Source organism: Succiniclasticum ruminis DSM 9236 (assembly GCF_900112895.1).
Taxonomy (GTDB): Bacteria; Bacillota; Negativicutes; order Acidaminococcales; family Acidaminococcaceae; genus Succiniclasticum; species Succiniclasticum ruminis.
On the sequence record NZ_FONL01000008.1, the window covers coordinates 65,894 to 91,999 of the forward strand.

A 26,106-nucleotide genomic window follows, 5' to 3' on the forward strand; every position below is an offset into this window, starting at 1 on the left:
GGGATCGTCATGTCAGTGTTAACCTTTAATGATGTGCTGGAAACCACGCAGATGATTACGCATCACAATCTGGATGTGCGTACCATCACCATGGGCATCAGCCTGCGGGATTGCGGGCATCCGGATGTGAAAGTCTGCGCGGATAAAATCTATGATAAAATTACGAAAAAAGCGGAAAAGCTGGTGCAGACCGGGGAAGATATTGAATCTGATCTGGGGGTGCCGATCATCAATAAACGCATTTCCGTAACGCCGATCTCCATGGTGGGCGAAAGCTGCGACACAGATGATTATGTGCCCCTGGCCAAAGCACTGGACAAAGCGGCCCATGAAGTGGGGGTAAACTTTATCGGCGGCTTCAGTGCGCTGGTGGACAAAGGCTATACCAAAGGAGACCGGAACCTGATCGCTTCCATTCCGGAAGCGCTTGCCACAACGGACGTGGTCTGTTCTTCTGTCAATGTGGGTTCAACCAAGGCCGGCATCAACATGGACGCGGTGGCGGAGATGGGCCGCGTGGTGAAAGACACTGCGGAAAAGACGGCAGCCAGCGATGCCATCGGCTGTGCGAAGCTGGTGGTGTTCTGCAACGCGGTAAACGATAATCCCTTTATGGCCGGCGCTTTCCATGGCGTAACGGAACCGGAATCCGTTGTCAGTGTGGGCGTCAGCGGACCCGGGGTGGTAAAACATGCGCTGGAAGCCGTCCGCGGCCAGGATATCGGCACGGTGGCGGAAGTAATCAAACGTACGGCATTCAAAATTACCCGGGTAGGACAGCTGGTGGCCCAGGAAGCAGCGAAACGGCTGAACACACAGTTCGGTATCATCGACCTGTCGCTGGCACCCACACCGGCTGTCGGCGACTCGGTAGCGCACATTTTAGAAGAAATCGGTCTGGAAAGCTGCGGCGGTCCCGGTACCACGGCAACCCTTGCTATGCTGAATGACGCGGTGAAAAAGGGCGGGCTGATGGCGTCCAGTTATGTGGGCGGCCTGTCCGGCGCCTTTATTCCCGTCAGCGAGGACGCAGGCATGATTGCGGCGGTAGAACGCGGCAGCCTGTGCCTGGAAAAACTGGAAGCCATGACCTGCGTCTGCTCCGTTGGTCTGGACATGATCGCCATTCCCGGCGATACTACGGCAGAAACCATTGCGGCCATTATTGCGGACGAATCTGCCATCGGCATGATCAACAACAAGACTACGGCAGTGCGCGTCATCCCCGTTCCGGGTAAAGGCGTGGGCGATAAAGTTGAATTCGGAGGTCTTTTGGGACATGCACCTATTATGGCAGTCAGCAAATTTAAGGCAGACACCTTTATTGCCAGAGGAGGCCGTATTCCGGCTCCGGTGCGCAGCCTGACGAACTGATAAGACGAAGCAGCTCTTGGTCTGTACTGAGGGCTGCTTTTTTACAAAGAGGTACATGAAATGCGTAAAAAAGACAAACAGGAAATCATTGCCGCACTGGAAGAACGGTACAACGGAACCGGTACGGCGCTGCATTACAATTCCCCCTTTGAATTGCTGTGTGCCGTCATCATGTCGGCCCAATGTACGGACGAACGGATCAACAAGATTACAGCACGTATTTTTCCTCGGCTGAACACACCGGAAAAGATGGGGGCGCTGACGCAGGAACAGCTGGAAGAAGAAATCCGTGACTGCGGCCTGTATCGGGCTAAAGCCAAAAACCTGCTGGGCATGTGCCACATGCTGACAGAAGAATTCGGCGGCGTGATTCCCAAGGATATTCCGACCCTGATGAAACTGCCGGGAGTGGGGCGAAAGACTGCCGACGTAATTGCCAGCGTTGTTTACAAGGTTCCGGCTATTGCAGTGGATACTCATGTGTTCCGCACTTCCCACCGTCTGGGGCTGTCGGAAGCAAAAACACCGGAAGCCACGGAACTGGATCTGCAGAAACTGATTCCCAAAAAGAAATGGGCGGACGCCCATCACTGGTTCATCTGGCACGGACGTCTCACCTGCAAAGCACGCAAACCGTTGTGTGATGAGTGCGTATGCCTGCAGCTGTGTCCGTTTAAAGAAAAGAATCTGATAAACAAAGAAGATAAAAAGTAATATACAATACAGGGGGTGCTTATTTGCAACCAGAAACAATTTTAAAAGAATGGTTCGGTTATGACAGCTTCCGGTCCGGACAGCGGGAGGTGGTGGATACGATTCTCAGCGGCAGGGATTGTCTGGCCATCTTGCCAACCGGCGCGGGAAAATCCGTCTGTTTCCAGATACCCGCCCTGATGCAGACCGGACTGACCTATGTTATTTCACCTCTCATTTCCCTGATGGAAGACCAGGTGGCCCATCTGCAGCAGAACAACATTCCGGCCGTCTGTATCAACAGCGGTATGAGTAAGCATACTTATAATGAAATCATGTATGATATTCATACCGGTGTTTATAAACTGGTTTACCTTTCACCGGAACGGCTGCAGAATGAACGGTTTATCCGCTTTGCCTTAAAGAATCCGCCGGATTTCGTGGTAGTGGATGAAGCCCATTGCGTATCCCAGTGGGGACATGATTTCCGGCCATCGTACCTGCAAATACGGGAGTTTGTTGAACAACTGCCAAAGCGGCCTTTGTATGCCGCCTTTACCGCCACGGCTACGCCCGCGGTGCGGCAGGATATAATCAGCAGCCTGGGGCTTGCGGATCCGGCGGTGATCCTCCGCAGCTTTGACCGCCCCAATCTGTTTTTTGCCAAAAAATCCCCTGCAGATAAAGACAGGGCGCTGCTGGATGAATTGGAGAAAGTAAAAGGAAAAAGCGGCATCGTGTACTGTTCTACCCATCATCATGTGGAACGGTGTTTCCGGTTACTGCGGCAGCACGGATACAGCGCTGCCCGCTATCATGCCGGATTGTCTGTGGGAGAACGGACGGTAACACAGGCTGCCTTTATAAACGGTCAGATGCAGATTATTGTTGCCACCAGCGCGTTTGGCATGGGTGTTGACAAGTCCGATATTTCTTTCGTCATCAATTACAATATGCCCCAGAGCCTGGAAGAGTATTATCAGGAAGCGGGGAGGGCGGGCCGTAACGGGGCGGATGCGCGCTGCACCCTGTTCTGCAGCGGTGAAGACCTGCGAATCGGTAAAGCTCTGGCGCAGCAGCAGGAAAAACCGGAAGGGGCGTTGCAGCTCCTCGCGGCCATGTGGGATTACTGTCATCATGACGGATGCCTGCGTAACTATATTTTGCGCTATTTTGGGGAAACGCGCATGGAAAACTGCGGAAAGTGCAGTTACTGCTGTACATCAGGCTGGTGGAAACAGTTCACAGATTTTTTCCGAAATGATCCGGATTATTGAACGCCTTTTAGCAGGAAAAATGTTTTCGGCAGAGAATAACATAATTGGTGGAGGTTTTGTAATCTTATTGAGTCATTGTTCCGATATTTCCATATCATTCAGGCAAGGTGCTGGCTTGTCGCAGGAGAGTTAATTGGGAATCCGATTTTATAAACGTTGTGTGCTGTTCAGGAGGTTGTTTTTATGAAGCTGACTTTTTTAGGCGCGGCCCGGACTGTAACAGGATCCTGTTATTTGCTGGAAGCAAACGGAAAGAAGATGCTGGTGGACTGCGGTATGTTCCAGGGTTCCAAATCTGTCAAAGACTTTAATGAAAAACCCTTTGCCTTCAACCCGGGAGAAATTGACGCTATGGTCCTGACACACGCGCACGTGGATCACAGCGGTCTGATCCCCCGTCTTGTGAAAGAGGGTTTTAAAGGCCGTGTTCACTGCACAAAATCCACGCAGCAGCTGTGTACGATCCTGTTACCCGACAGCGCCCATATCCAGGAATCCGATGCGGAATATGCCAACCGTAAAGGCCTGCGGGCAGGAAAATCCCAGGTGCTTCCGCTGTTTACGGTAGACGATGCCTATACGGCGCTGCAGTCTTTTTACGTTCATAATTTCGAGGAACCTTTTGAAGTGATTCCGGGTGTAACGGCAAAGCTCCGGGTTGCGGGTCATATCCTGGGCAGCGCGGTGGTACGCCTGGAAATAGAGGAAAACGGGAAAAAGACGACCATGATTTTTAGCGGTGACGTGGGGCAGCCGAAGCAGCCAATCGTGGAAGATCCTTCTATCCTGAAAGGCGCGGACTTTATTGTAACGGAATCCACGTACGGGAATCGGAAGCATAAAGAGTATGATAAGGAAGCGGAACTGGCTAAAATTATCAATGAAACCGTAGAACGGGGAGGCAATGTAGTCATTCCTGCCTTTGCGGTGGGGCGTACCCAGGTCCTGCTGTATTATTTCCAGAAGCTGACGCAGGAAGGTAAAATTCCGGATGTGCCAATTTATGTTGACAGCCCGCTGGCTACCAAGGCAACAGGGATCACGCTGGCAAATAAAGAAGAGTATGATGCGGAGACCCGGGCGCTGGTGGAATTCCAGGGAGACCGGCTGTTTGCCATGAAAAATGTGCATTTTACGCCGACGGCGGAAGAGTCGCGCATGATTAATGGCATGGAAGGTCCGAAGATTATTTTGTCTGCCAGCGGCATGGCGGATGCAGGCCGTATTCTGCATCATCTGAAGCATAACCTTTGGCGTCCGGAATGTTCTGTGGTCTTTGCCGGCTATCAGGCGGAAGGAACCATGGGCCGGAATCTGATTGACGGCGTAAAAAAAGTTAAAATTATGGGCGAGACCATCCATGTTGCTGCACAAATAGTCAATATGACAGGCTTTTCTGCCCACGCCGATAAAGACCAGCTCATAGAATGGTACAAGAAAATGCCGCAGAAACCCAAAATTTTCTTCGTGACCCACGGTGAATTTGACGCCGCCTCGGAATTGTCCAAAGCCCTTCAGATGCAGATGGGAACGGCAACCTATATTCCCAAGTTTGGAGACAGCATTGTCATAGACGGTACGGATTATGTGATTGAAGCGGCGCCTGAGGTTGAGACGACTCCGGAAGTGGCGGAACTGCAGGACTCGATTTCCGCCGTGGAACGGAATTATATGCAGTATCGTAACAAGATTGAGCAGATTGCTCTCCGGGACAGCGCCAAAGCGGATCAGTTGCGGAAGAAGCTGGAAAAGGTCCGCCGTTATATGGACGATATGCTGGGGAACATTTGATTTTTCGTTGCAAAGTATTGATGTTTCATACATTAAATGTAAACAAAATGTGAAAAAAGTGATTGACATTTAAAAACCGCCTTGCTATACTTGACTTAATTTCAAACAGAAGTTATGAACAGGAATGGTTCTGATTGCGGACTGCAGAGAGCCGGCGGCTGGTGCAAGCCGGTGGAAGCGTTGAAACCTCTCACCTGGGAACTCTTTATCTGAAAGGTTAAGGCTTTAGGATAAAGCGCTGCGGCGGCGTTACAGGCCAGGAGTATAATGTAGGGTGGTACCGCGTTAATAACGCCCCTGCCGGAATTTTCCGACAGGGGCTTTTTATTTTAAATTTTATTCAAATGAGGAGTGGAGGAGAAATTATGAAATCTGTAAAATGGTTTAAAGCGGCGGCAGTAGCGACATTGGCATTGGCGACGATCTGCATGGCAGGCTGCGGCGGTGGCGGCGATAAAAAAGCGGCTGCTCCGGCGGCAGGCAAAAAAGTGGAATATAAATTGGCTTACGCGTTACCGGCCAATCATCCGCTGGCTAAAGGCGTAGAAAGCTTTATCGCGAAAGTTAAGGATAAAACCAAAGGCGAAGTAGTAATTACCTCTTTCCCGGCAGGCCAGCTGTACAATGATAAAACCATGAACGACGCCATCATGACCGGCGGCGTGGATATGGGCCTGAACACGGTGGGCCGTTGGGCAACCATCATTCCGGCTATGGAAGTGTTTGACGTTCCGTTCGTATTCCCCGGGTACGAGAAAGTTGATACCGCGATCGACGGCGGCATGGGCAAGATTCTGGAAGAAGAACTTGCCAAAAAACATGTTAAAGTTGTTTACTGGGCCGACTATGGCTTCGTTCAGTATGCCAACAATAAGAGACCCATCAAAAAACCGGAAGATTTTAAAGGCCTGAAGATCCGCGGTTACAGCGAACTGGCTTCCGAAACCATTAAAGCCCTGGGCGCTTCCCCGGTAACCATGGGCGCCGGCGAAGTTTACATGGCCCTGCAGCGCGGCACCATTGACGGACAGTCTTCCGGCACTTCCGCTATGCGCGACCGCAAGATGTATGAAGTTACCAAATATCTGACCATTACCAACCATGCTTCTCCGGAATTCATTGTAGCCATGAATGACAAATCCTTTGCCAAGATGAGCGAACCGCAGCAGAAAGCTTTCATGGAAGCGGCCAGGGAAGTCCGTGATACCCTGCGCAAGAATGCCAAGGCAGAAGACCTGAAGGGCCTGGAAGACCTGAAAGCCAAAGGTATGGAAGTGTATGTAGTTCCTGAAAGCGAAATCAAAAACTGGCAGGCAGCTACCAAGCCGGTCTGGGATATCTTCACGAAACACGCCGGCGAACAGGGCAAAAAGATTCTGGATCTGTGCACGAAATAACTGTTGTGGGAGACTGTCGTGAAAAGTTTTTTAGCTGTTTACAGAAAATTTTTAATGGGACTGACCCGCGTGGTAGGCATCATTGCCGGCCTGCTGCTGTTTATTCCCGCGTTTTCTGTCGTATATGAAGTTATTATGAGGGGAATGTTCAACAGCCCTACAGAGTGGGTAGTGGAGATTTCTACTTACTGTGTGACCATTGCCGGTTTTTTTGGCATGGCAGTGACCTTTGTGGCCCATAAACATATAAAGGTGGACATTCTGCTCTCCCATTTGAGCAAACGCACCAATGAGATTCTGAAAGTCGTCACGTCTTTCATCGGCATGGTGTTCTGCGGCATCGTTACCGTCTATTCCATCGGAATGGTGGCAATGACGCTTGAGCATGGCATGATTGCCCCTACCACATTGCGCACTCCGCTGTGGATTCCGCAGGCCTCGCTGCCCATCGGCTTCGGCCTGATGTTCCTGCATTTTATCCGGACGTTCCTGGAAAACCTGATCATGCTGGGAGACCCGGACTATGATCCGGCCGCGGCGGCAGGGGAGGTGGCAAAATGATTATTTTGTTCACCGTTATGCTGCTGGTTCTTCTGGCCATCGGTCTCCCGGTAGGCTTTGCCCTGGGAACGGGCGGATTGGTGGGTATGCTTCTCTTTATGGGAGGGGATGGTACCCTGAACCAGATCCCACTGCTGGCCTACAAGTCGCTTGATGATTTTGTGCTTTGTGCGGTGCCTCTGTATGTTATGATGAGCCAGATCCTGCTGGAAGGCAAAGTGGGCAACGACCTGTTCGAACTGGGCAATAAATGGCTGCGGCATCTGCCCGGCGGTTTAGGCGCGGCGACTATCGTGGCCTGCGGTATCTTTGCCGCCATCACGGGTTCTTCCGCCGCCTGCGCGGTTACCATCGGTGCCATTGCCATTCCGGAGATGCTGAAACGGAATTACGAGCGGACAGTAGTGCTTGGCGCGGTTGCGGCCGGCGGTACCCTGGGCATTCTGATCCCGCCTTCCATCCCCATGATCCTCTACGGTGCCATTACCGGCGAATCCATCGGTCAGCTGTTCATGTCCGGCGTTATCCCCGGCTTCATGCTGACAATCTTCTTTATCGGCGTGGTAGTTTACAAATCCCGTAACCTGCCGCTGGAGCCGAAAGCCTCCTGGCAGGAACGGATTGATGCGTTGAAAAGCTCCATCTGGGGCCTGATGCTGCCAGTAATCGTGGTAGGCGGCATCTACACCGGCGCCTTCACGCCGACGGAAGCGGCGGCTGTGGGCACCGTGTATTCCCTCTTTATTACGTTCTGCATTTACAAAACCCTGACCCTGAAGCATTTGCCGAACATCCTGCTGGGCACGGTAAAGACGTCTTCCATGATTTTCTGCATCATGATTGGCGCCACTCTGTTCGGTTTTGTGCTGACGATCCTGCAGGTACCGCAGGCGCTGACCCTGATGGTAACGGAAATGCAGTTGAGCCGCTGGATATTCTTCATTATGATCAACTGCCTGCTGCTGTTCCTGGGCTGCATCCTGGAAACCGTTTCCATCATCTTCATCACGGTTCCCATCCTGTATCCCATCATCCTGCAGCTGGGCTTTGACCCCATCTGGTTCAACGTAATCCTGCAGATCAACATGGAAATGGCGCTGATTACCCCGCCGGTAGGCATGAACCTGTTCGTGCTGCAGGGCGTCAGCCCCGACAGCAAGATGACCCAGATCGTGAAAGGCGTAATCCCTTATGCTGTCGTTATGGGTATTGAAATGCTGATCCTCTGCTTCGTTCCCGGACTGGCGACCTGGCTTCCCAGCGTTGTGAAATAAGGTGTTGTAAGGAGCGGACAGAACTATAACGGAAAAATCCGGCCTGACGGTGTATGATTCAAAGGTTTACAGTTGACACCGAAAAACAAAACGAATATAATAGTAAAGTCATAGACGAGGATGCTTTGATAAGCATCCTCATTCTTTTGGGCAAAACAGTTATTCGGGTTATTTTACGGCGGGACCGCCGGTATATTTTCTTGTATCAGGATGAGGGATTGCAGAGGAGATTTTTAACTATGATCAGAAACGATATCCGGAACATTGCCATCATCGCCCATGTCGATCATGGCAAAACCACGTTAGTAGACGCAATGCTGAAACAGAGCCATATTTTCCGCGAAAACGAAAAAGTAGCGGAACGAGTGATGGATTCCAACGATCTGGAACGGGAACGCGGCATTACGATCTTGTCCAAAAACACTTCCGTTATGCATAAGGGAACGAAGATCAATATTCTGGACACGCCGGGCCATGCGGACTTCGGCGGGGAAGTGGAGCGGGTGCTCACCATGGTAGACGGCGTGCTTCTGCTGGTAGATGCCTACGAAGGCCCCATGCCACAGACGAAATATGTTCTGCGCAAGGCGCTGGAAAAACATCTGAAACCTATTGTTGTCATTAATAAGATTGACCGCCCGGATCAGCGCGCCACGGAAGTGGTGGATGAAGTTCTGGATCTGTTTATCGAACTGGAAGCCGACGACGAACAGCTGGAGTTCCCAGTGGTATACACGTCTGCCCGTTCCGGTTTTGCCAAATTATCCATGGATGATGACAGCGATAACCTGGAACCTTTATTCCAGGTCATTCTGGATACCATTCCCGCGCCGGATGTGGAAGCGGACCAGCCTTTGCAAATGCTGGCCAACACTCTGGACTATGATTCCTATGTTGGCCGCATCGTGGTTGGCCGCATTGTGAGGGGAACAATTAAAAACGGGCAGCAGATTGCGCTGATGCATGAAGAGAAGGTCTCCGTTGAAAGAATCGGGCGCCTTTATACATACCAGGGGCTGAAACGCGTGGAGACCGCAGAGGTACAGGCCGGTGACATTGTGGCACTTATAGGCCTGAGCAATGTGGAAATCGGGGACACCATCGCAGATCCGGAGCAGCCGGAAGCGCTGGCCGGCATCAAAATCGACGAACCTACCCTGTCTATGGAATTCCTGGTTAACGACAGCCCCTTTGCAGGCAAAGAGGGCGAGTATGTGACCAGTCGTCATCTCCGGGACCGCCTGATGAAAGAAATCCAGACTAATGTTGCAATGCGGGTGGAAGAAACGGATAATACCGATACATTTATCGTAAAGGGCCGGGGCGAACTGCATCTGTCCATTTTAATCGAAACGATGCGCCGGGAAGGTTTTGAACTGCAGGTAGGCAAGCCCAAGGTCATCCTGCGCAAGGATAAAGACGGACATACTATGGAACCCATGGAAGCACTGACCATTGACGTGCCACAGGATTTTATGGGCGTTGTGATGGAAAACCTGGGAACCCGCAAAGCAGAATTGGTGAATATGCACGAGATGGCCGGCTACATGCGGCTGGAGTTTAAGGTCCCCGCCAGAGGCCTGATTGGGTTCCGCAACCAGTTCCTGACCGATACCAAGGGCAACGGTGTTATGAACCATGTGTATGCCGGATATGATTATTACAAAGGACCGATCCCGGGCCGCACCCGCGGCAGCCTGGTGGCTTTTGAAAACGGCGAGACCTGCGCTTACGGCATCGGCAACTGTCAGGAACGGGGTACCATGTACATCACACCGGGACAGAATGTATATCAGGGAGAAGTAATCGGCGAAAATTCCCGTGAAGATGATATGGACGTCAATCCCTGCAAGAAGAAGCATGTTTCCAACATGCGCGCTTCCGGCAGCGACGACGCGATTCGTCTGATTCCTCCGATTTTCTTCTCGCTGGAACAGGCGCTGGAACATATCAAAGATGATGAACTGGTAGAAGTAACTCCGAAAAACATCCGCATGCGGAAACGGATCCTGGACCGGGTAGAGCGCAGCCGTATCCGCGGCCGTGCCAAAAATGCCGCTGTTGCCGATAAATAAGATGGCAATATGTCCTGCTTTTAGTAAAGAATCCAGTGTTCAGATCCGTAAATCCTGTGTTTTATACAAAAAACCTGAAAAAACCTGTTTTTTCGGCACAATTTTTAAGAAAACATATTGTGTTTTTTTCTGAATCTGCTACAATATATAGGTATAGAGAAGTTTTTTGGTGGATCATTAAATCAGTTGGGATGGAGGCTTTCGCATTATGGATTTTAAAAATTCCGCGATGAAACTGTTCAATAATGAAGAACCTGCCGATACATATGCAGGTCCGTATGTTGTGCGGCCCGGGCAGCTGGATATCCTGGTGCGTACTCCTCATACCTATGAAGACGCGGTTTCCTATGCGGACAAGCTGATGGAAGGCAGCGCTGTCATGCTGGATTTTTCGGAAGTAGACAAAGAAACCCGTATCCGTATTTTTGATTATATGTGCGGCGTAAGTTATATAGTAAACGCCAGCATTTCCAAGGTCAGCGACAGCATCATGATGTATGCGCCGGCCCGGGTGGATGTAGAGAAACAGGCTGCGAAGAAAACTTCCTGGCTGGGAAGGTAAATTTTAAAACAAACGGCTGTCTTAATGGCAGCCGTTTTTTACGAGGATAATCAGGAGGTAATATTATGGCTCAAAAAGTTATCCAGGTTGAAGAGCGCGTGCCGCTATTAATGAATATTCCGCTGAGCCTGCAGCATTTGTTTGCGATGTTCGGCGCGACGGTGCTCGTACCGTTTCTGTTCAAATTAAATCCTAACACCTGTCTTTTTATGAACGGTGTAGGAACGTTGCTTTATATCTTTCTGACGAAGGGTAAGATTCCTTCCTATCTGGGCTCCAGCTTTGCCTTTATTTCTCCGGTTTTACTGATTATGGCGACACATCCCTATTCGGATGCGCAGTCCGGTTTTATCGTATTCGGCCTGTTGTTCGTCCTGTTCTCATTTATTGTTAAGATGATGGGAACAAAATGGATCGACTTCATCTTCCCGCCTGCTGCTATGGGGGCCATTGTTTCCATCATTGGCCTTGAACTGGCACCGACCGCTGCTTCCATGGCAGGGCTTGTCGGGGATAAAATTGAAATGAACAACGTAATGGTCTCTGTATTTACTTTGTTGGTCACTGTCATCGGGTCCGTTGCATTTAAAGGATTCATGGCCATTATCCCGATTCTGTTCGGGGTTGTCTGCGGCTATGTATTGGCCTTTTTCCTGGGTATGGTGGACCTGACTCCTGTTATCAATGCGCCCTGGTTCGCTGTTCCGCAGTTTTCCGCACCGACCTTTAATATGGATGCCATTGCGATTATTGCGCCGGCGGCGCTGGTCGTGCTGACCGAACACATCGGGCACCTGATGGTGACCGGGAACATTGTGGGACGGGACCTGATGAAGGAACCCGGTCTGGACCGGTCCCTGTTCGCGGACGGCTGCTCCAATATTTTATCCGGTCTGTGCGGAGCAACCCCGAATACGACCTACGGTGAAAATATCGGGGTCATGGCAATCACTAAAGTGTACAGTGTGTGGGTCATCGGCGGCGCTGCGGTGTTTGCCATCCTGTTATCGTTTATCGGCAAGTTAAGCCAGCTGATTCATGGTATTCCTTCTCCGGTCATGGGCGGCGTCTGCATGTTGCTGTTCGGTGTCATTGCCGCATCCGGATTCCGCCTTCTGGTAGAGCAGCAGGTGGATTACAGCAAATCCCGTAACCTGACCATGACGGCAGTGGTTATGATCGTCGGTCTTTCCGGAGCCAAGCTGACCTTTGGCACCATCACGGTACAGGGCATGGTGCTGGCCACGCTGGTTGCGATCCTGTTAAGCCTGCTGTTCCATCTGTTTGAACATTTGGGGCTGATGGAAGAATAGAATTCATTGCCGGGAATGATTAATGTTGCAAAATTGCAGTAAAAAAATCCGCCGGATTTTCGAATCCGGCGGATTTGGTTTTTCCGTTGTGAAAACTAGCAAATGAAACGGGATGCGCTATTACGTTTCCTTCAGTGTTTTGGAAGCGTCCTTTAACGCCTGCAGCAGCTCCGGAGAGCCTGCAGGATTGTCCTGGCAGAGCTTTTGCAGTTCCATGAAGGTCCTGAACTCGCTTCCCCAGAGGTAACGGCCGTCGCCGTCGTAGCAGGCCAGTACCAGGTTCTGTTTGGCGCGTACCGGTGTTCTTCCGTTGTCATCGGTGACGGTAATATACACATCATCCGGAAAGTCCATCACGTACAGTACTGTTCCGTCTTCCTCAGTTTCTTCCAGAAAACCTGAAAGGGAAAACTCTTTGGGTAAATCTAACATAATCAATTATCCTCCTCGTAACGTAAGAATATAGAGTCAGTGATTTTTCTGTCTGCACGACCGGTCATCGCTCAAATTCATTAACTCCGTGTTTCCATACTATTTTGTTATTTTTATTTTACCATGAAACAAAAGTATTGTATAATAGATTTGAAAAGAAAAGGGGAGGCATTTTCTTGAAAAAAGCAGAAAGGCAGAAAGATAAAGAAATACGGCCGGGCATGCAGGTGGAATTTATTTGCCCGAAGTGCGGGACACATCTTGCCTGGGCCCTTCCTGATATGGAGATGAACTGTCCGAAGTGTGGTAACTGGGTCACCAATGAAAACCGGAAAAAACCGAAGCTGGATCTGATGCTGCCGACGGACGATGACCAGCTGACATTGTTTTAGTGAGGATTAATAGTAAAGAGAGAGAGGCGTGAACTATGAAAATTTTTATGGATACGGCTAACGTAGAAGAAATCAGGGAATTTGCGGATATGGGTATCGTGTATGGAGTGACGACCAATCCGTCGCTGATTGCCAAGTCCGGACGTACACAGGCGGAAGTGATTCCGGAAATCTGCGCGCTGATTCCCGGACCCGTAAGCGCCGAAGTTATCAGCCAGGATTGCGAAGGTATGGTAAAAGAGGCCAGGGAATTGGTGAAAATCGCGGATAACGTGGTTGTAAAAATCCCCTGCATCACGGAAGGGCTGAAGGCGGTCAAGATTCTGGCAGCGGAAGGCATTAAAACGAATGTGACGCTGGTGTTCAGCCTGGGCCAGGCGCTTCTGGCAGCCCGGTCCGGCGCGTCCTATGTGAGCCCCTTTATCGGGCGTCTGGACGATATCGGGCAGGACGGCTCAAAGCTGGTGGAAGATATGGTAAAAGTATTCCGCAACTACCAGTTCAAAACGGAAATTATTGCCGCCAGCGTGCGCAATATGGCACATGTTGACAGGATGATGCTGGCTGGCGTGGATATCGCCACGATTCCTACAAAAGTTCTGCGTGAACTGATTAAACATGAGCTGACCGATAAAGGGCTGGCAAAGTTTATGGAAGATTACCGTAACAGCCTGAAATAAAAAAGAGGCGCGTATTGGTACGCCCTGGAATACCGAGTTGTAAAAATACATTGTGTGCTTTTTGATTATTAGTTATGCGGATGCACGGCAGTATCGTCCATCCGTATTTTTTTTCCGGAGGATAGGAATCATAATGAACTGGCTTTCATTTTTCAAATTACCCTCACGCATTGCGGCAGTGCTGGCAGGTGTCGGCATGCTGGGAGGCGTTTTTTCTCCTGCATCCGCAGAGGCGGGTTACCGGAAAGCGCCTGAAAAGTATCAGGACGTGGACGTCCGAGTACTGCAAAACGGTCCCACACTGCTCTTTTCTGACAGTCCGGAGATGGTTTATGAAGACGGGATTTTATACAAGGACATTGTGGAAGGAGAAGGCAGGGTGTTCTTCCATCATGTAAACGGAACCAGGAACACCAAAAAACTTGCCGTCCTGATGCGTCCTGTTAATAATCGGACTACCATTACCTGGGGATGCCGGGGAATCGGAGATCCGGATAAACTGTATTATGTTTCTGCGCGAAAGGGACAGACGCGGTACTTTAACGATTACAAAGAATTATGGAAGAAAGCTCATAAGAATGAATTGAAAGAAAAACGTGATAAGCGCAGGAACAACACTGCGCGCAACAAGGAACTGCCGGATTACAGCTTTTATCAAAAAGTTTCCGATTTGCCTCTGACAACGCTGGCAAAGGGGGAATATCTGGAGGTTCTGTCACAGGGGCGTAATATGCAGCACGCCGGTGCTCGCCTGAAACCGGAACAGCTGCTCACCGGCATGTTTGACTTCCATGCGAATCATCCGGTCGAAGTTGTAATCATGATGTGCGATCCGGAGGAGGACGTTGCGAAATTCTCAAAGGATGGCGCTGTTTTGCCCATGGATGAACATCCGCTGCGGGGAACTTACCGGAACGCGGACCTGACTTACATAATCAAAGAACCGATACAGATGAAATGGTATCAGGCCAGGGCCCTGTGCATGGCAGGCTCGGATGATCTGTATTTCCTGACAGGGACAGACAGGATGACCGGCACGGAGACCGTAAACCATGGTAATTACGGTGTTGTCTATCATCTGATTTATAGTGTGGCTGGCGAACATCCCATCCAGATGGGAATCAATCCCTGGGGTGGTGAGTTTTATGGAGCAGGACTCATGCTTTCGGAGGAAAAAGCAGACATTATCAGTATTCCTGGCAAAAAGATATTTTTTGGCAAAGGGGATGAGGTGGATGACGCTTTTCTCCATGTGCCGAACCATAAGAGGAAAGACGCGGAGTTTATCTGGTCGCCGCCGGGTGCTTCCAATCTTCCGATTCGCGTTTTCTGGACTGTGAACAGACTTTAAAATAGTAAAAAATCTTAATTATATTTTCTTCGAAATGAGAACAGCCTTTACAAAACAAAAAAATATGGTAAAATCATATTTAGAAAGAAAAAAATAAAACGATTAATACGCTGTATTTTTTATGTTTTGTAAAAAAAAGCCTTTTTAGTAACAAGTATTGATTGGAGGTATGGCTGTGCAAAAGAGGAATACCATTCAGCGCCAGCTGGTCATTTCTGCAGTACGTTCGTTGAGCAACCATCCTACGGCAGAAGAAGTGTACAATCGTATTGTCCTGGATTATCCGGATATCAGCAAGGGTACTGTATACAGAAATCTTAATTCACTGGTTGACAGCGGCCTGCTGCATCGTGTATCGGTTCCCAGTTCCGCAGACCGCTATGATCATATGCTGACAAAGCATTATCATGTGCAGTGCGTGAAATGCCACAGGTTTATGAATGTGGATGACCTGGATTATTTCCAGGATTTGGACGATAAAATCGCGCAGATGACCGGATACCGTATGGAAAACCATAATATCGTGTTCCAGGGAGTCTGCCCGGAATGCCAGATTGAAGAACTGGAAGCGAAAAAACGGGAAGTGGAGCAGGCCAAAGCAGAAGGCAGGAAACCGGATAAAATCAGCAAAAAATTATAATCCGGTAATTATGATGTAAAATATGCTGGTAAAGGAATTAGTTTTCCTGAAATTTATGTATCTGTTTACAAACAAAAACAAGTAGGGTATGATTAAGTTGCGGATGGCATGTCCGCAACTTTTTTCTGTTTCTTATGAAAATACTGATGAAATGAGATAATGTAATGACAAGAGCCATGGTGAAGAAAAAACCGGATAATAATAAATCAGACGGCAAAGCCCCTGTAAAGCCCCGGGCGGTTTCCCCTGTGTTGAAAGGGCAGGAGATGGAACTGGAGATTACGGGACTGGGAAGCGCCGGGGAAGGTGTAGGGCGGTTCAGGGATATCGCAGTGTTTGTTCAGGGAGCGTTGCCGGGCGAAAAAGTTACGGCGACAGCTGCGGTAATAAAGAAGAGTTTTATTATCGGGACATTAAAGGAAATACTGACTCCCTCTCCTGACAGGGTTGTTCCCGCCTGCCCTGTGTACGAAGCCTGCGGAGGCTGTCAGCTGCAGCATCTTTCTTATGAGGCGGAACTGAAGGAAAAGCGGGAGCAGGTAAAAGCGGCATTGGAACGAATTGGGCATCTTCATGATGTCAAAGTAATGCCTGTAATCGGTTCGGAACATCCACTATATTATCGTAATAAAATGCAGTTTCCCGTAGCGGGAAAAAGCGGCCGGCTGCAAATCGGCTGCTTTGCCCTGAATACACACCGGGTAATCGATGTAACCGACTGTTGTATCCAGAAACAGAAAAACAATGAGATTGCTGCCGTCGTACGGACCTGGATGAAGCAATACAAAATCATGCCCTATGATGAAGACAAAGGGAGCGGTACGGTCCGTCACATCATGGGAAGAGTGGGTGTACACACCGGGGAGATTATGGTCTGTCTCGTAACGGCACAGGAAAACGTGCCGCATCTTAAAGAACTGGTTAAGATGCTGAAAGCTGCGGTTCCCGGCGTGAAAAGCGTAGTGCAGAACGTGAACAAACGGACTACCAATGTAATCTTAGGGGAGAAAACCCGGCTGATTGCAGGCAGTCTGACAATTAAAGATAAGATCGGCGCCCTGAAATTCAATATTTCGGCCCAGTCATTTTTCCAGGTCAACAGTGAGCAGGCGGAAAAATTATACAACACTGCATTGGAATTTGCGGGTTTGAACGGGACGGAAACCGTAGTGGACCTGTATTGCGGCACCGGAACCATTACTCTTTTTATGGCACAAAAGGCAAAGCAGGTTCTGGGGATTGAAATAGTACCGTCCGCTATACGGGATGCCAAAAAGAATGCCCGGGCAAACCATATTGATAACGCGGATTTCCTGCTGGGAGATGCAGCCGTGGAAATGCCAAGACTGGCTGCGGGAGGCATGCATCCCAACGTGGTGGTTCTGGACCCGCCCCGCGCAGGGTGTGAAGAGCGGGTCCTGGCAGCGATTGCAAAAGTAAAACCGGAACGCGTGGTCTATGTTTCCTGCAACCCGGCGACACTGGCCCGGGACCTGGCTTATATGCGGGAACACGGTTTTGCAATCCGTAAAGTGCAGCCCTGTGACATGTTCAGCAGGACCCATCATGTGGAGACGGTGGTACTGCTGACACAACAGAAAGCATAGAAAGTTGTTTTAATTTTAATTGTTAAGGGGAGGGGATATCATGCAAAAAATGAAAAAAACAGTTTCCATGGTGCTGGCAGGGGATTCGTTTATTACGCAGCGGCTGCCCCGGGACGCAAAGCTGGCGGCGCTGAAAAACTATCTGGAACGTTTTGATGTGCGTTTTACCAATTTTGAGATCCTGCTTCATGATTTTGAAGTGTTCCCCGCTCCTGTCAGCGGCGGTACCTGGGCCTGCGCACGTCCGGCCGTGCTGCAGGATCTGCAGTATCTTGGATTCAACCTCTATACCTGGGCCAATAACCATACCATCGACTGGAATCTGGGCGGCATCCTCACTACCAAAAAGCATCTGGACGCTGCCGGTGTTGTACATGCCGGCTGCGGGATCAATCTGGAAGAAGCGGCCCAGCCGCGGTACCTGGATCTGCCTCAGGGGCGGGTGGCGATTATCGGTGTCACTTCCACCATGAACGAGTGGGGGATGGCGTCCAATCCGCGCAGGGATGTACTGGGCAGGCCCGGCGCCAACGTGCTGCGGTACCAGACGGTCCACAAAGTCAGACCGAAAGAACTGGACACCCTTCGCAAAATCGTTGATCAGACCGAAGTAAATGCCGACCGTATGCTGCTGGAAAAAGAAGGGTTCAATAAGCCCCTGACCGGCGGTTACCTGATCGGGAAGATTCGCTTTGAAGCCACGGGTCGCGGGGAGAAGCCCGGCACCGTCACCACGATGAACAAAAAGGACGCGGACCGGATCGTCCGTTCCATCGAAGAAGCGAAACGGCAGGCGGACTTTGTATTTGTAAGCCACCACAGCCACGAACGTAAAGGAATGGCGAAGAACCGGCCGGCGGATTTTTGCCGCGATTTCGCAAAGCTCTGCATCGATGCCGGAGCCTCTGCCTACATCGGGCACGGCCCCCATATCTGGCGCGGCGTTGAGATTTACAAAGATAAACCCGTATTCTACAGTCTGGGCGATTTTATTTTCCAAAATGATTCGGTGGAACGCCAGCCCACAGAATTTTACGATTTATACGACCTGGGGCCGGACAACACGGTGGCGGACGGCCTGGATGCCCGCAGCGCCAACGGGACCAGGGGCCTGGCGGTGGATCATTTCGTCTTTGAATCGGCGCTGGCTTCCTTTACGCTGGCAGACGGCACAATCCGGGAAGTGGATTTGCAGCCCCTGAGTTTGGGCTTTAAGAACGGAAGAAGCCTGCGGGGACGTCCGGAACTGGCAGATGCGAAATATGGAGAACAGATTCTGGCGGATATTGCGAATCTGTCCAAAGAATACGGAACTGCGATTCAGATTGCGGACGGCAAAGGAAAGATTGTAATTTAGAAGAATTCATTTTGAAAAACGGAAAAGCGCCATGCTTTTCCGTTTTTCTTTCTGGAATGTTTGCAGTGTAACAGTCTGGCAGTACGTTGTTGTGTATACAGTATTCCTGCGCCCAAAATATTGTTAAGTCCTTTTGGCAGTGATATACTGTAAACTAATAATAATATAGGTGAATATGCCTTTTTTATTGGCGCATTGCCTGATTATTTAAGTGAAGCCGGAGTTGTTGCTGTTATAACAATACCGGCAAAGGGGGTTATGTTAAGTTAATCTTAGGTTGTCTTATTGTTTTGGCAGCGCTGTTCCTGCTGGTAAAGCGCTATGAGGCCAGAATGGTGTTGGTTTGTGCCGGTATCGTCATGTGCCTGGCGTCGGGGGCTCCCATGAAAGCATTGGACGCTTTTGCCAAAGGCATGGGCAGTGGCATGATTTCTTCCGCCTGCTCCAGTATGGGTTTTGCGCTGGCCATGCGTTTTACAGGCTGCGATAAACACCTGATCAATGCCCTGGCAAAACTGCTGTTAAAAGTAAACTGGCTGCTGATTCCCGGTGTAATCTTTGGGACCTATGCCGTTAACGTGGCGCTGCCCAGTGCGGCAGGAACGGCAGCGGCGGCAGGCGCCATCTTTATTCCCATTCTGATGGGCGCCGGTGTGCATCCGGCTATGGCTGCGGCTGCCGTTAAGTGCGGCACCTACGGTTCCATGCTGAACCCGGGCCTGGCCCATAACCCGTTTGTAGCTAAGATTGCCGGTGTAAATGTAATGGACGTCATCGCTTTCCATTACAAAGCCAATATTGCTTCCCTGATTGTAGGCGCTGTAGTTTTAACTGCAATTGCTTATTTCCTGAAAGAAAATAAAGGTCATGTTGTGGAAGGTCTGGAACTGGACACGGAATTTAAAGTTAATCCTCTGTATGCCCTGATGCCTGTTGTTCCTATCGCAATCCTGATTTTAGGCGCTACCAAGATGGTTCCCATGTTCAAGATGGGCGTAGCACAGGCTATGGTCATCGGTGCGATCCTGACCTGCATCGTGACCCGGACCAACCCGGCGGCGCTGACCAAGTCTTTCTTTGACGGCATGGGCAAAGCTTATGGCGACATCATCGGTATCATCCTGGCGGCAGGTGTGTTCGTAGCCGGTATGAATGCCATGGGTCTGGTCAAGGCTTTCATCGCTGCCATGACCAACAACCCCTCCATCGTTAAAATCTGCGCATCCGTAGGTCCCTTCCTGCTGGGCCTGATCACCGGTTCCGGCGACGCTGCAACCTTTGCCTTCAACGAAGCAGTTACTCCCCATGCTGCTGATTTCGGCATGTCCATCGTGCAGATGGGTTCCATGGCGACCCTGGGCGGCACGTTGGGCCGTACCATGTCCCCGATTGCCGGCGCAACCATCATCGTAGCCGGTATCGCAGGCATCAGCCCCATGGAAGTAACCCGCCGCAATGCGATCCCCATGGTCTTCGCTATGATCATCGGCATGATGTTCCTGGCATTCTGATTTGATTAAAGAATATTAATATTTTAAAGTTGATAAGTTTCCGCGTATCCGTACAGTGCGGGTACGCGGAACATATAATTATTGGCACTGACAGTTTAAAGAAAAGGAACGGCTGATATTATGGAAACAATTTGGAAACAGGCAGAAGCATTAAAACCGGAATTGATTGCCAGGCGGCGTGATCTCCACACCCATCCGGAAACAGGCTGGACGGAGTTCCGCACGGCTTCCCTGATAATCAATGAACTGAAAGCACTGGGCTACGAAATGCATTTTGGCGCTGAAGTGGTGGCGGAAAAATCCATGATGGGGCGTCCATCCGTTAAGGAACTGGAAGCATATATGAAACGTGCCATCACAGAAGGCGCGGACCCTGTGCTGGTGGAAAAGATGGCCGGCGGCAAAACCGGTGTGGTAGGCATTTTGGATACCGGCAGACCCGGCAAGACGGTTGCCTTCCGTTTTGACATGGACTGCAACGATGTGGAAGAGGAAAAAGGAGAGGGACACCGTCCCGCGGCCGAAGGCTTTTGTTCCACCCATGCGAAAGCCATGCATGCCTGCGGGCACGACGGGCATGTGACTATCGGCCTCGCCGTGGCGAAACTGTTAAAAGAAAATATGGACGCACTGAACGGACGTATTAAACTGATCTTCCAGCCTGCGGAGGAAGGTGTGCGGGGCGCGCTGGCCATGGTAGATGCCGGCGTGGTGGACGATGTGGATTTCCTGTTCGGGGGACACATTGGTTTCAAATGCACCCAGGCGGATACGCTGGTCACCATGACCGACGGCTTCCTGGCCACGACGAAGATGGACGCAGAGTTCCACGGCGTTTCCGCCCATGCGGGAGCGGCGCCGGAAGAGGGGAAGAACGCCTTGCTGGCAGCTGCCCAGGCAGCAATCAGTTTAAGTACAATCTCCCGGCACAGCCAGGGCTCCAGCCGCATCAATGTAGGCGTGCTTAACGCGGGAACCGGGCGGAACGTTGTACCGGATATCGCGTCCATGAAAATTGAGACCCGGGGCGGCAACACGGAAATCAATGAGTTCATGGTGAAAGAGGCCCGCCGTATGCTGCAGGCGGCTGCGGATTTGTATGATGTGAAAGTAGACATCTCGTTAGCGGGGGGCGCTCCGGCCAGCATTTATGATAAGGAACTGGCAGAAGAAATTGCGGCGCTGGTGAAAGAAAAGTGCGGCTACGCCCATGTGCTGACCTATGTGGACATGGGCGGCAGCGAAGACTGCACTTACTTTATGGACCGGGTGCAGAAGCGTGGCGGCAAAGCGGCGTACATGATGTACGGAACGCCGATTGCGGCTGGGCACCACAACAGTCACTTCGACTTTGATGAGGAAGTAATCTGGAAGGCGGCCGCGACTCTGACAGAACTGGCCGTGAAGTACAGCGCGTAAAACAATCAGCTGCAATTGTACAGCATCAGACGATGTTTACAATTGCAGCTTTTTTTGTCATAATGAAAGTGAGAAAGTTAGACCTGTTGCAGTGATTTGCGTATGAAAGGGTAAGGTTCAGGTTTTCAGACTAAAACAGAAAATAAAGTTGCGTAGTTGAGTTGCATATTGCAAAAGGAGAAAATGTATGTTGCCTGTTAACAAAAAACGTGTGGAAGAACTGATTGGCGGCCTGGCAAAATTCGGCAGAACCGATGCGGGTATTACCCGTCTGGCGTATACGAGTACGGACAAAGCGGCCCAGATGTGGCTGCTGAAGCAGATTGAATATCTGAATCTGGAAGTGCGGGAAGACGTGCTGGGGAATCTGTTCCTTCGCCGTCCGGGGCTGGATCCGAACATTCCTCCCGTAGCCTGCGGCTCCCATCTGGATACGGTGATTCACGGCGGCGCCTATGACGGAATGTGCGGTGTTGTCGGCGCATTGGAAGCGCTGCACATGCTGGCGGATGAAACGCTGCGGCGCAGTATTGAAGTGATCGTATTCAGGGCGGAAGAGTCCAGCCGTTTCGGGTTTGCAACCATAGGCAGCAAACTGATTACAGGGAAAGCTGCGCCGGAGAAGTTCGCCAACGCCTGCCGAAAGGACGACATTACCTTTAAGGAAGCGGTGAAAGAATGGGGCGGCGATCTGGAAGCTTATGAAAAGGCCTTGCTGAAACCGGGAGCCTATAAATGCTTTGCCGAGATGCATATCGAACAGGGCAAGGTACTGGAAGAAACCGGGAACCAGATCGGCATTGTCCATAACATCGCGGCGCCCACCCGTTTCAAACTGCACATAACCGGGACGGCCGATCATTCCGGCGCGACGCCCATGGGTTACCGCAAAGACGCGCTGGTCAGCGCGGCCAAGCTGGTCCTGGCTGTGGAGACGGCGGCTATTAATGAAAAGGAAAACGGGACGGTAGGCACTGTCGGTATTGTAGAAGTGGATCCGGGATCTATTAACGTGGTTCCTGGCAAGGTTACCCTTTGGGTAGATGTACGTGGCGTGGATACAGCAAGCATTCAGCGCACTCTGAAAGAAATCCGGCAGGCGGCCCAGGGCACGGCCCGGACCGACGGCGTGGAAATCAGAGAAGAAATGCTGACCTCTGACAAGCCAGTGGCTTTGGATGAAAAACTGGCTGCCCAGTCGGAAGCCATCTGCAAAGAACAGAAGAAATCCTTCCTGCACATGAACAGCGGCGCCGGTCACGACGCCATGCATATGCCGGCCATCTGTCCGACTACCATGCTGTTCATTCCCTGCAAGGGCGGCATCAGTCACAACCCGGAAGAATTTGCAAAGACAGAAGCCATCTGCGCAGGCATCGAAGTGCTTGCGGATATTCTGAAACGGGAAGCGCAGTAGGATTGCAATATAAAGATAAAATAAGGAGGAAGGCTATGCGCACGTTATTGTTAGGTTTACTGACTGTCGTTCTGTCACTGGTATCGTTCTTTCCCGTTGTCCATGCGGATGTAATCGACCCGGGGAATCCGTACCGGAGACCGCACCGGCCTGAAATAGATCCGATTCCGGTGACGAAGGTTTATAAAATGCGTGAACCTGGATTTACACTGAAAAAGGCAGAAGAAACGAAGGATACGTATCTTTTGCAGGTGACCCTGCCCGGTCCCTGTGAGTGGGAATACAAAGTGTATGCGTGGATTGACAGTGATCTGAAGAAGATTGCAGGCGGAGGAGGATATTCTGTTCAGGATTTAAAAACGAAGTCAGACAGCCGGGAATTTGCCTTACAGCTTCCGGAAGGAAGAGAGAAAGCGGAGCTTCTGGTATCTGTGGACTTCTGCCTGTACCGTTTCCAGGAAACCCGCTATGGTCCGAAAATTATTGATACGGATTCGACAATCGAATCGATAGAAGGTGTTTATGAATTGACACTTGAAGAAGGAAAGCGGGTATTAAAAAAATTATAAGTTTACTTCTGGCGCAGGTGCGTTTATTTTTCTCATCTCATTAGTATAGTGATTGTCTGGAGTTGCAGTTGTTTCTTTCTGACAGTGTTTACAGCTAAGCGAGGCAGAGTTTGTTAGCAATCTTTACGGCATTGCATTTTCTGGTGGATGGCATCTGTGCGGCGGCCATGGCGGCTTATGCCGTGCAGGAACCGTCGCTGGCACCCATCGTCTATTATTTCGGCCTGTATAACGCCATTGCCTTTGGCACGCAGTGGCTGACGGGCTGGATTTTTGACAAAAAAGAAAACTGGATACGCTACGCGTTCCTGTTTGTCCTTGTGACCTTAGGGACGGGTACGCAAGCCGCGCTGGGCATCAAAGCGCAAACGCTGCTGCTGGGGACGGGCAACAGCGTGTTCCATGTGGCAGCGGGCAGTCTGGTATTGCGGCGTTACACGACCTACAAGGAACTGGGGATTTTTGTTTCCAGCGGCGCAGTAGGGCTGGCCCTTGGATTAAACTGCATTGTAGGCACGTATCCGTTTTTGCTTGCCTGCGCCGTGCTGTGCGTTATGGTGACGTACAGGTTGTGGCGTACGGAAATTCCCGAAGCCGTTACAGTGCAAACTGTTCCCCGACATTGGCTTGCCGGCATCTGCCTTGTTCTGTTGTTAGGCTGTATTGTGCTGCGTGGCTTTGGCAGCGGTAGCGCTGCCAGTACATATGTTATGCTTTTCCCTTGCGTCTTTGCAGCGGGGAAAGCGTTGGGCGGCATTATCTGCGACAGGGCAGGTTATCGGAATACCATCCTTTTTATTTTCCTGTTGAGTTTTATCGCGTTGCAATTGTCCGGTCTGGTTGCATCCGTGCTTCTGGTTCTGGCTTTTAACATGACCATGCCGTTGACATTGCGGCTGGTACACTGGTGCAAGCCGCGGTATCCTGGCATGATGTTCGGCCTGGCTGCCGGCTGTCTGTTGCCGGGCGTCTTTTATAAGGGCTTTTCCATATCGCCTCAGGGGATGGCCGTATTGCAGTTCCTCTGTCTGGCTGCGGCGGGCTGGCTGTTACGGATAAGTGCGGAAAAACCGGGTCACTGAAGTGACCGGGGACGTGAACTGAGGTTTTTCATGAATGCTGTTTTAACTTCTGATATTTCGGCCATTGCCGTTTTCCTGCAGGGACTCTTCAGTTTCTTTTCTCCCTGCGTGCTGCCGCTTCTGCCGGTATATTTCGGCTATCTGTCCGGTGGGACGGCGGGGCGGGATGCGGACGGTTCCCTGCGTTTTGACCGCGGAAGGGCCATCATAAATACATTGTTTTTTATTTTGGGCATCAGCGCGGCTTTTTTCTTGCTGGGTCTGGGGGCTTCGGCAGCGGGCAACGTGCTGATCAGACACCAGAAAGTGATTACGCGCGCCGGCGGGATCCTTATGACCCTGTTCGGGCTGTACCAGTCCGGTCTGCTGGGGGAGTGGGGCTTTCTGGCTAAAGAGCGGAGGCTGCCGTTCCGGTTTGAAACGATGACAGCATCTCCTGTTACGGCATTCGTTTTCGGTTTTGTTTTCAGCTTTGCCTGGACCCCCTGCGTGGGGCCCATGTTAAGCAGTGTTTTAATTCTGGCGGCGGCAGAGTCGGAGAAGGGAATGGTGATGATTTTGTTTTACACGCTGGGATTTGTGATTCCGTTTCTTTTGTTGGGACTGTTTTCGGAAACCGTACTGAACCTGGTGCAAAAACATAAAGGCGTTATGAGGTTTACGGTAAAAGCGGGCGGTGTCCTTATGATTGCGCTGGGGTTGCTGTTGTTTAGTGGAAAACTGGACGGCACCGGCACTGCCGCACCGCAGCAAAATGCAACACAGAACACGCAGCAGACAGATAATGCATTACAAAAGAATACGCAAACCCAAAATGCAACGCAAGGTGAGAAGAAAGACGAAAATACAGTCGCTGCGATTCCGTTTACGTTAAAAGACCAATACGGCAAAACTCACACCCTGGCCGACTATAAAGGCAAGATCATCTTCCTGAATTTCTGGGCCACGTGGTGCCCGCCCTGCCGGGCAGAAATGCCGGACATCCAGAAACTGTATGAACGTTCTCCCCGGGACGGCAGGGACGCAGTGATTGTGTTAGGCGTGGCCGCACCGAAACTGGGCAGCGAAAAAGATGAAGACGGCATCAAGGCGTTTATGGATAAAAACGGCTATTCCTATCCTGTTCTGATGGACGAAGGAGGCAAGCTGTTCGAAGCATACGGCATCCGCGCTATCCCTACCACATACCTGATTGACCGCAGGGGGAATGTGATTGGCCGGGTGCAGGGAGCCCTTTCGGCGGAAAACCTGGAAAAAATTATCCAACAGGTTTTGCAGACAGCGGAATGATGACAGTCTGAACTCGACCCACCGGTGTGAAGCGTTTTTATT

23 protein-coding genes are annotated in these 26,106 nt (G+C 50.8%); 22 read left to right on the forward strand and 1 reads right to left on the reverse strand.

Going from position 1 to position 26,106, the window contains the following annotated elements:
* The first annotated feature begins 9 nt into the window (after positions 1–9).
* The 10 genes from BM159_RS07055 (at position 10) to uraA (ending at position 12,317) form a co-directional block, all read left to right on the forward strand.
* Positions 10–1,374 (forward strand): PFL family protein, encoded by a 1,365-nt coding sequence (locus BM159_RS07055; protein ID WP_218149543.1) that lies wholly within the window; start codon positions 10–12, stop codon positions 1,372–1,374.
* A gap of 60 nt (positions 1,375–1,434) precedes the next feature.
* The gene (nth, locus tag BM159_RS07060; protein WP_093913542.1) at positions 1,435–2,088 is read left to right on the forward strand and encodes an endonuclease III; all 654 of its coding nucleotides are present in this window, start codon (positions 1,435–1,437) and stop codon (positions 2,086–2,088) included.
* Positions 2,089–2,111: 23 nt separating this feature from the next.
* Positions 2,112–3,344 carry a RecQ family ATP-dependent DNA helicase gene (locus BM159_RS07065; protein ID WP_177205952.1) on the forward strand — a complete coding sequence of 411 codons (1,233 nt, stop codon included), beginning with the start codon at positions 2,112–2,114 and terminating at the stop codon, positions 3,342–3,344.
* Between the two features lie 183 nt (positions 3,345–3,527).
* On the forward strand, positions 3,528–5,135 hold the full coding sequence (locus BM159_RS07070) for an MBL fold metallo-hydrolase RNA specificity domain-containing protein (RefSeq protein WP_093913544.1): 1,608 nt from the start codon (positions 3,528–3,530) through the stop codon (positions 5,133–5,135).
* Positions 5,136–5,500: 365 nt separating this feature from the next.
* Positions 5,501–6,532, forward strand: coding sequence for a DctP family TRAP transporter solute-binding subunit (locus tag BM159_RS07075; protein ID WP_093913545.1), 1,032 nt, complete (start codon positions 5,501–5,503; stop codon positions 6,530–6,532).
* Between the two features lie 18 nt (positions 6,533–6,550).
* Positions 6,551–7,093 (forward strand): TRAP transporter small permease subunit, encoded by a 543-nt coding sequence (locus BM159_RS07080; protein ID WP_093913546.1) that lies wholly within the window; start codon positions 6,551–6,553, stop codon positions 7,091–7,093.
* A complete protein-coding gene (locus BM159_RS07085; RefSeq protein ID WP_093913547.1) occupies positions 7,090–8,367 on the forward strand; it encodes a TRAP transporter large permease in 1,278 nt (425 codons plus the stop codon). Before BM159_RS07080 ends, BM159_RS07085 begins: the two co-directional genes overlap by 4 nt.
* Positions 8,368–8,606: 239 nt before the next feature.
* Positions 8,607–10,442 (forward strand): translational GTPase TypA, encoded by a 1,836-nt coding sequence (gene typA, locus BM159_RS07090; protein WP_093913548.1) that lies wholly within the window; start codon positions 8,607–8,609, stop codon positions 10,440–10,442.
* A 208-nt stretch (positions 10,443–10,650) separates the two neighbouring features.
* The gene (gene sepF, locus BM159_RS07095; protein WP_093913549.1) at positions 10,651–11,004 is read left to right on the forward strand and encodes a cell division protein SepF; all 354 of its coding nucleotides are present in this window, start codon (positions 10,651–10,653) and stop codon (positions 11,002–11,004) included.
* Positions 11,005–11,069: 65 nt separating this feature from the next.
* Positions 11,070–12,317 (forward strand): uracil permease, encoded by a 1,248-nt coding sequence (gene uraA, locus BM159_RS07100; protein WP_093913550.1) that lies wholly within the window; start codon positions 11,070–11,072, stop codon positions 12,315–12,317.
* A gap of 120 nt (positions 12,318–12,437) precedes the next feature.
* On the opposite strand, the gene BM159_RS07105 is transcribed toward uraA, so the two are convergent.
* Entirely contained in the window at positions 12,438–12,749 is a 312-nt protein-coding gene (locus tag BM159_RS07105) for a hypothetical protein (RefSeq protein ID WP_093913551.1), read from the reverse strand.
* A gap of 176 nt (positions 12,750–12,925) precedes the next feature.
* Between BM159_RS07105 and BM159_RS07110 the strand changes: the two genes are divergently transcribed.
* The 12 genes from BM159_RS07110 (at position 12,926) to BM159_RS07165 (ending at position 26,064) form a co-directional block, all read left to right on the forward strand.
* Complete coding sequence (locus BM159_RS07110; RefSeq protein WP_093913552.1) at positions 12,926–13,141, forward strand: TFIIB-type zinc ribbon-containing protein; 216 nt, start codon at positions 12,926–12,928, stop codon at positions 13,139–13,141.
* A 35-nt stretch (positions 13,142–13,176) separates the two neighbouring features.
* Entirely contained in the window at positions 13,177–13,821 is a 645-nt protein-coding gene (fsa, locus tag BM159_RS07115) for a fructose-6-phosphate aldolase (protein ID WP_093913553.1), read from the forward strand.
* Between the two features lie 133 nt (positions 13,822–13,954).
* Positions 13,955–15,172, forward strand: a complete 1,218-nt coding sequence (locus BM159_RS07120; RefSeq protein WP_093913554.1) for a hypothetical protein — start codon at positions 13,955–13,957, stop codon at positions 15,170–15,172.
* A 175-nt stretch (positions 15,173–15,347) separates the two neighbouring features.
* On the forward strand, positions 15,348–15,812 hold the full coding sequence (locus BM159_RS07125) for a Fur family transcriptional regulator (RefSeq protein ID WP_245763671.1): 465 nt from the start codon (positions 15,348–15,350) through the stop codon (positions 15,810–15,812).
* Positions 15,813–15,988: 176 nt separating this feature from the next.
* Positions 15,989–17,419: a 23S rRNA (uracil(1939)-C(5))-methyltransferase RlmD gene (gene rlmD / locus BM159_RS07130; protein ID WP_093913578.1), complete on the forward strand. Its 1,431-nt coding sequence runs from the start codon at positions 15,989–15,991 to the stop codon at positions 17,417–17,419.
* A 40-nt stretch (positions 17,420–17,459) separates the two neighbouring features.
* A complete protein-coding gene (locus tag BM159_RS07135; protein ID WP_093913556.1) occupies positions 17,460–18,776 on the forward strand; it encodes a CapA family protein in 1,317 nt (438 codons plus the stop codon).
* Positions 18,777–19,066: 290 nt separating this feature from the next.
* Entirely contained in the window at positions 19,067–20,287 is a 1,221-nt protein-coding gene (dcuC, locus tag BM159_RS07140) for a C4-dicarboxylate transporter DcuC (RefSeq protein WP_245763672.1), read from the forward strand.
* Between the two features lie 120 nt (positions 20,288–20,407).
* The gene (locus BM159_RS07145) at positions 20,408–21,706 is read left to right on the forward strand and encodes an amidohydrolase (protein WP_093913557.1); all 1,299 of its coding nucleotides are present in this window, start codon (positions 20,408–20,410) and stop codon (positions 21,704–21,706) included.
* A gap of 187 nt (positions 21,707–21,893) precedes the next feature.
* Positions 21,894–23,123, forward strand: coding sequence for a Zn-dependent hydrolase (locus tag BM159_RS07150; protein ID WP_093913558.1), 1,230 nt, complete (start codon positions 21,894–21,896; stop codon positions 23,121–23,123).
* Between the two features lie 35 nt (positions 23,124–23,158).
* On the forward strand, positions 23,159–23,692 hold the full coding sequence (locus tag BM159_RS07155) for a hypothetical protein (RefSeq protein ID WP_093913559.1): 534 nt from the start codon (positions 23,159–23,161) through the stop codon (positions 23,690–23,692).
* Positions 23,693–23,802: 110 nt separating this feature from the next.
* The gene (locus BM159_RS07160; protein WP_093913560.1) at positions 23,803–24,774 is read left to right on the forward strand and encodes an MFS transporter; all 972 of its coding nucleotides are present in this window, start codon (positions 23,803–23,805) and stop codon (positions 24,772–24,774) included.
* 30 nt (positions 24,775–24,804) lie between these two features.
* On the forward strand, positions 24,805–26,064 hold the full coding sequence (locus BM159_RS07165) for a redoxin domain-containing protein (protein WP_093913561.1): 1,260 nt from the start codon (positions 24,805–24,807) through the stop codon (positions 26,062–26,064).
* The last annotated feature ends 42 nt before the right edge of the window (positions 26,065–26,106 follow it).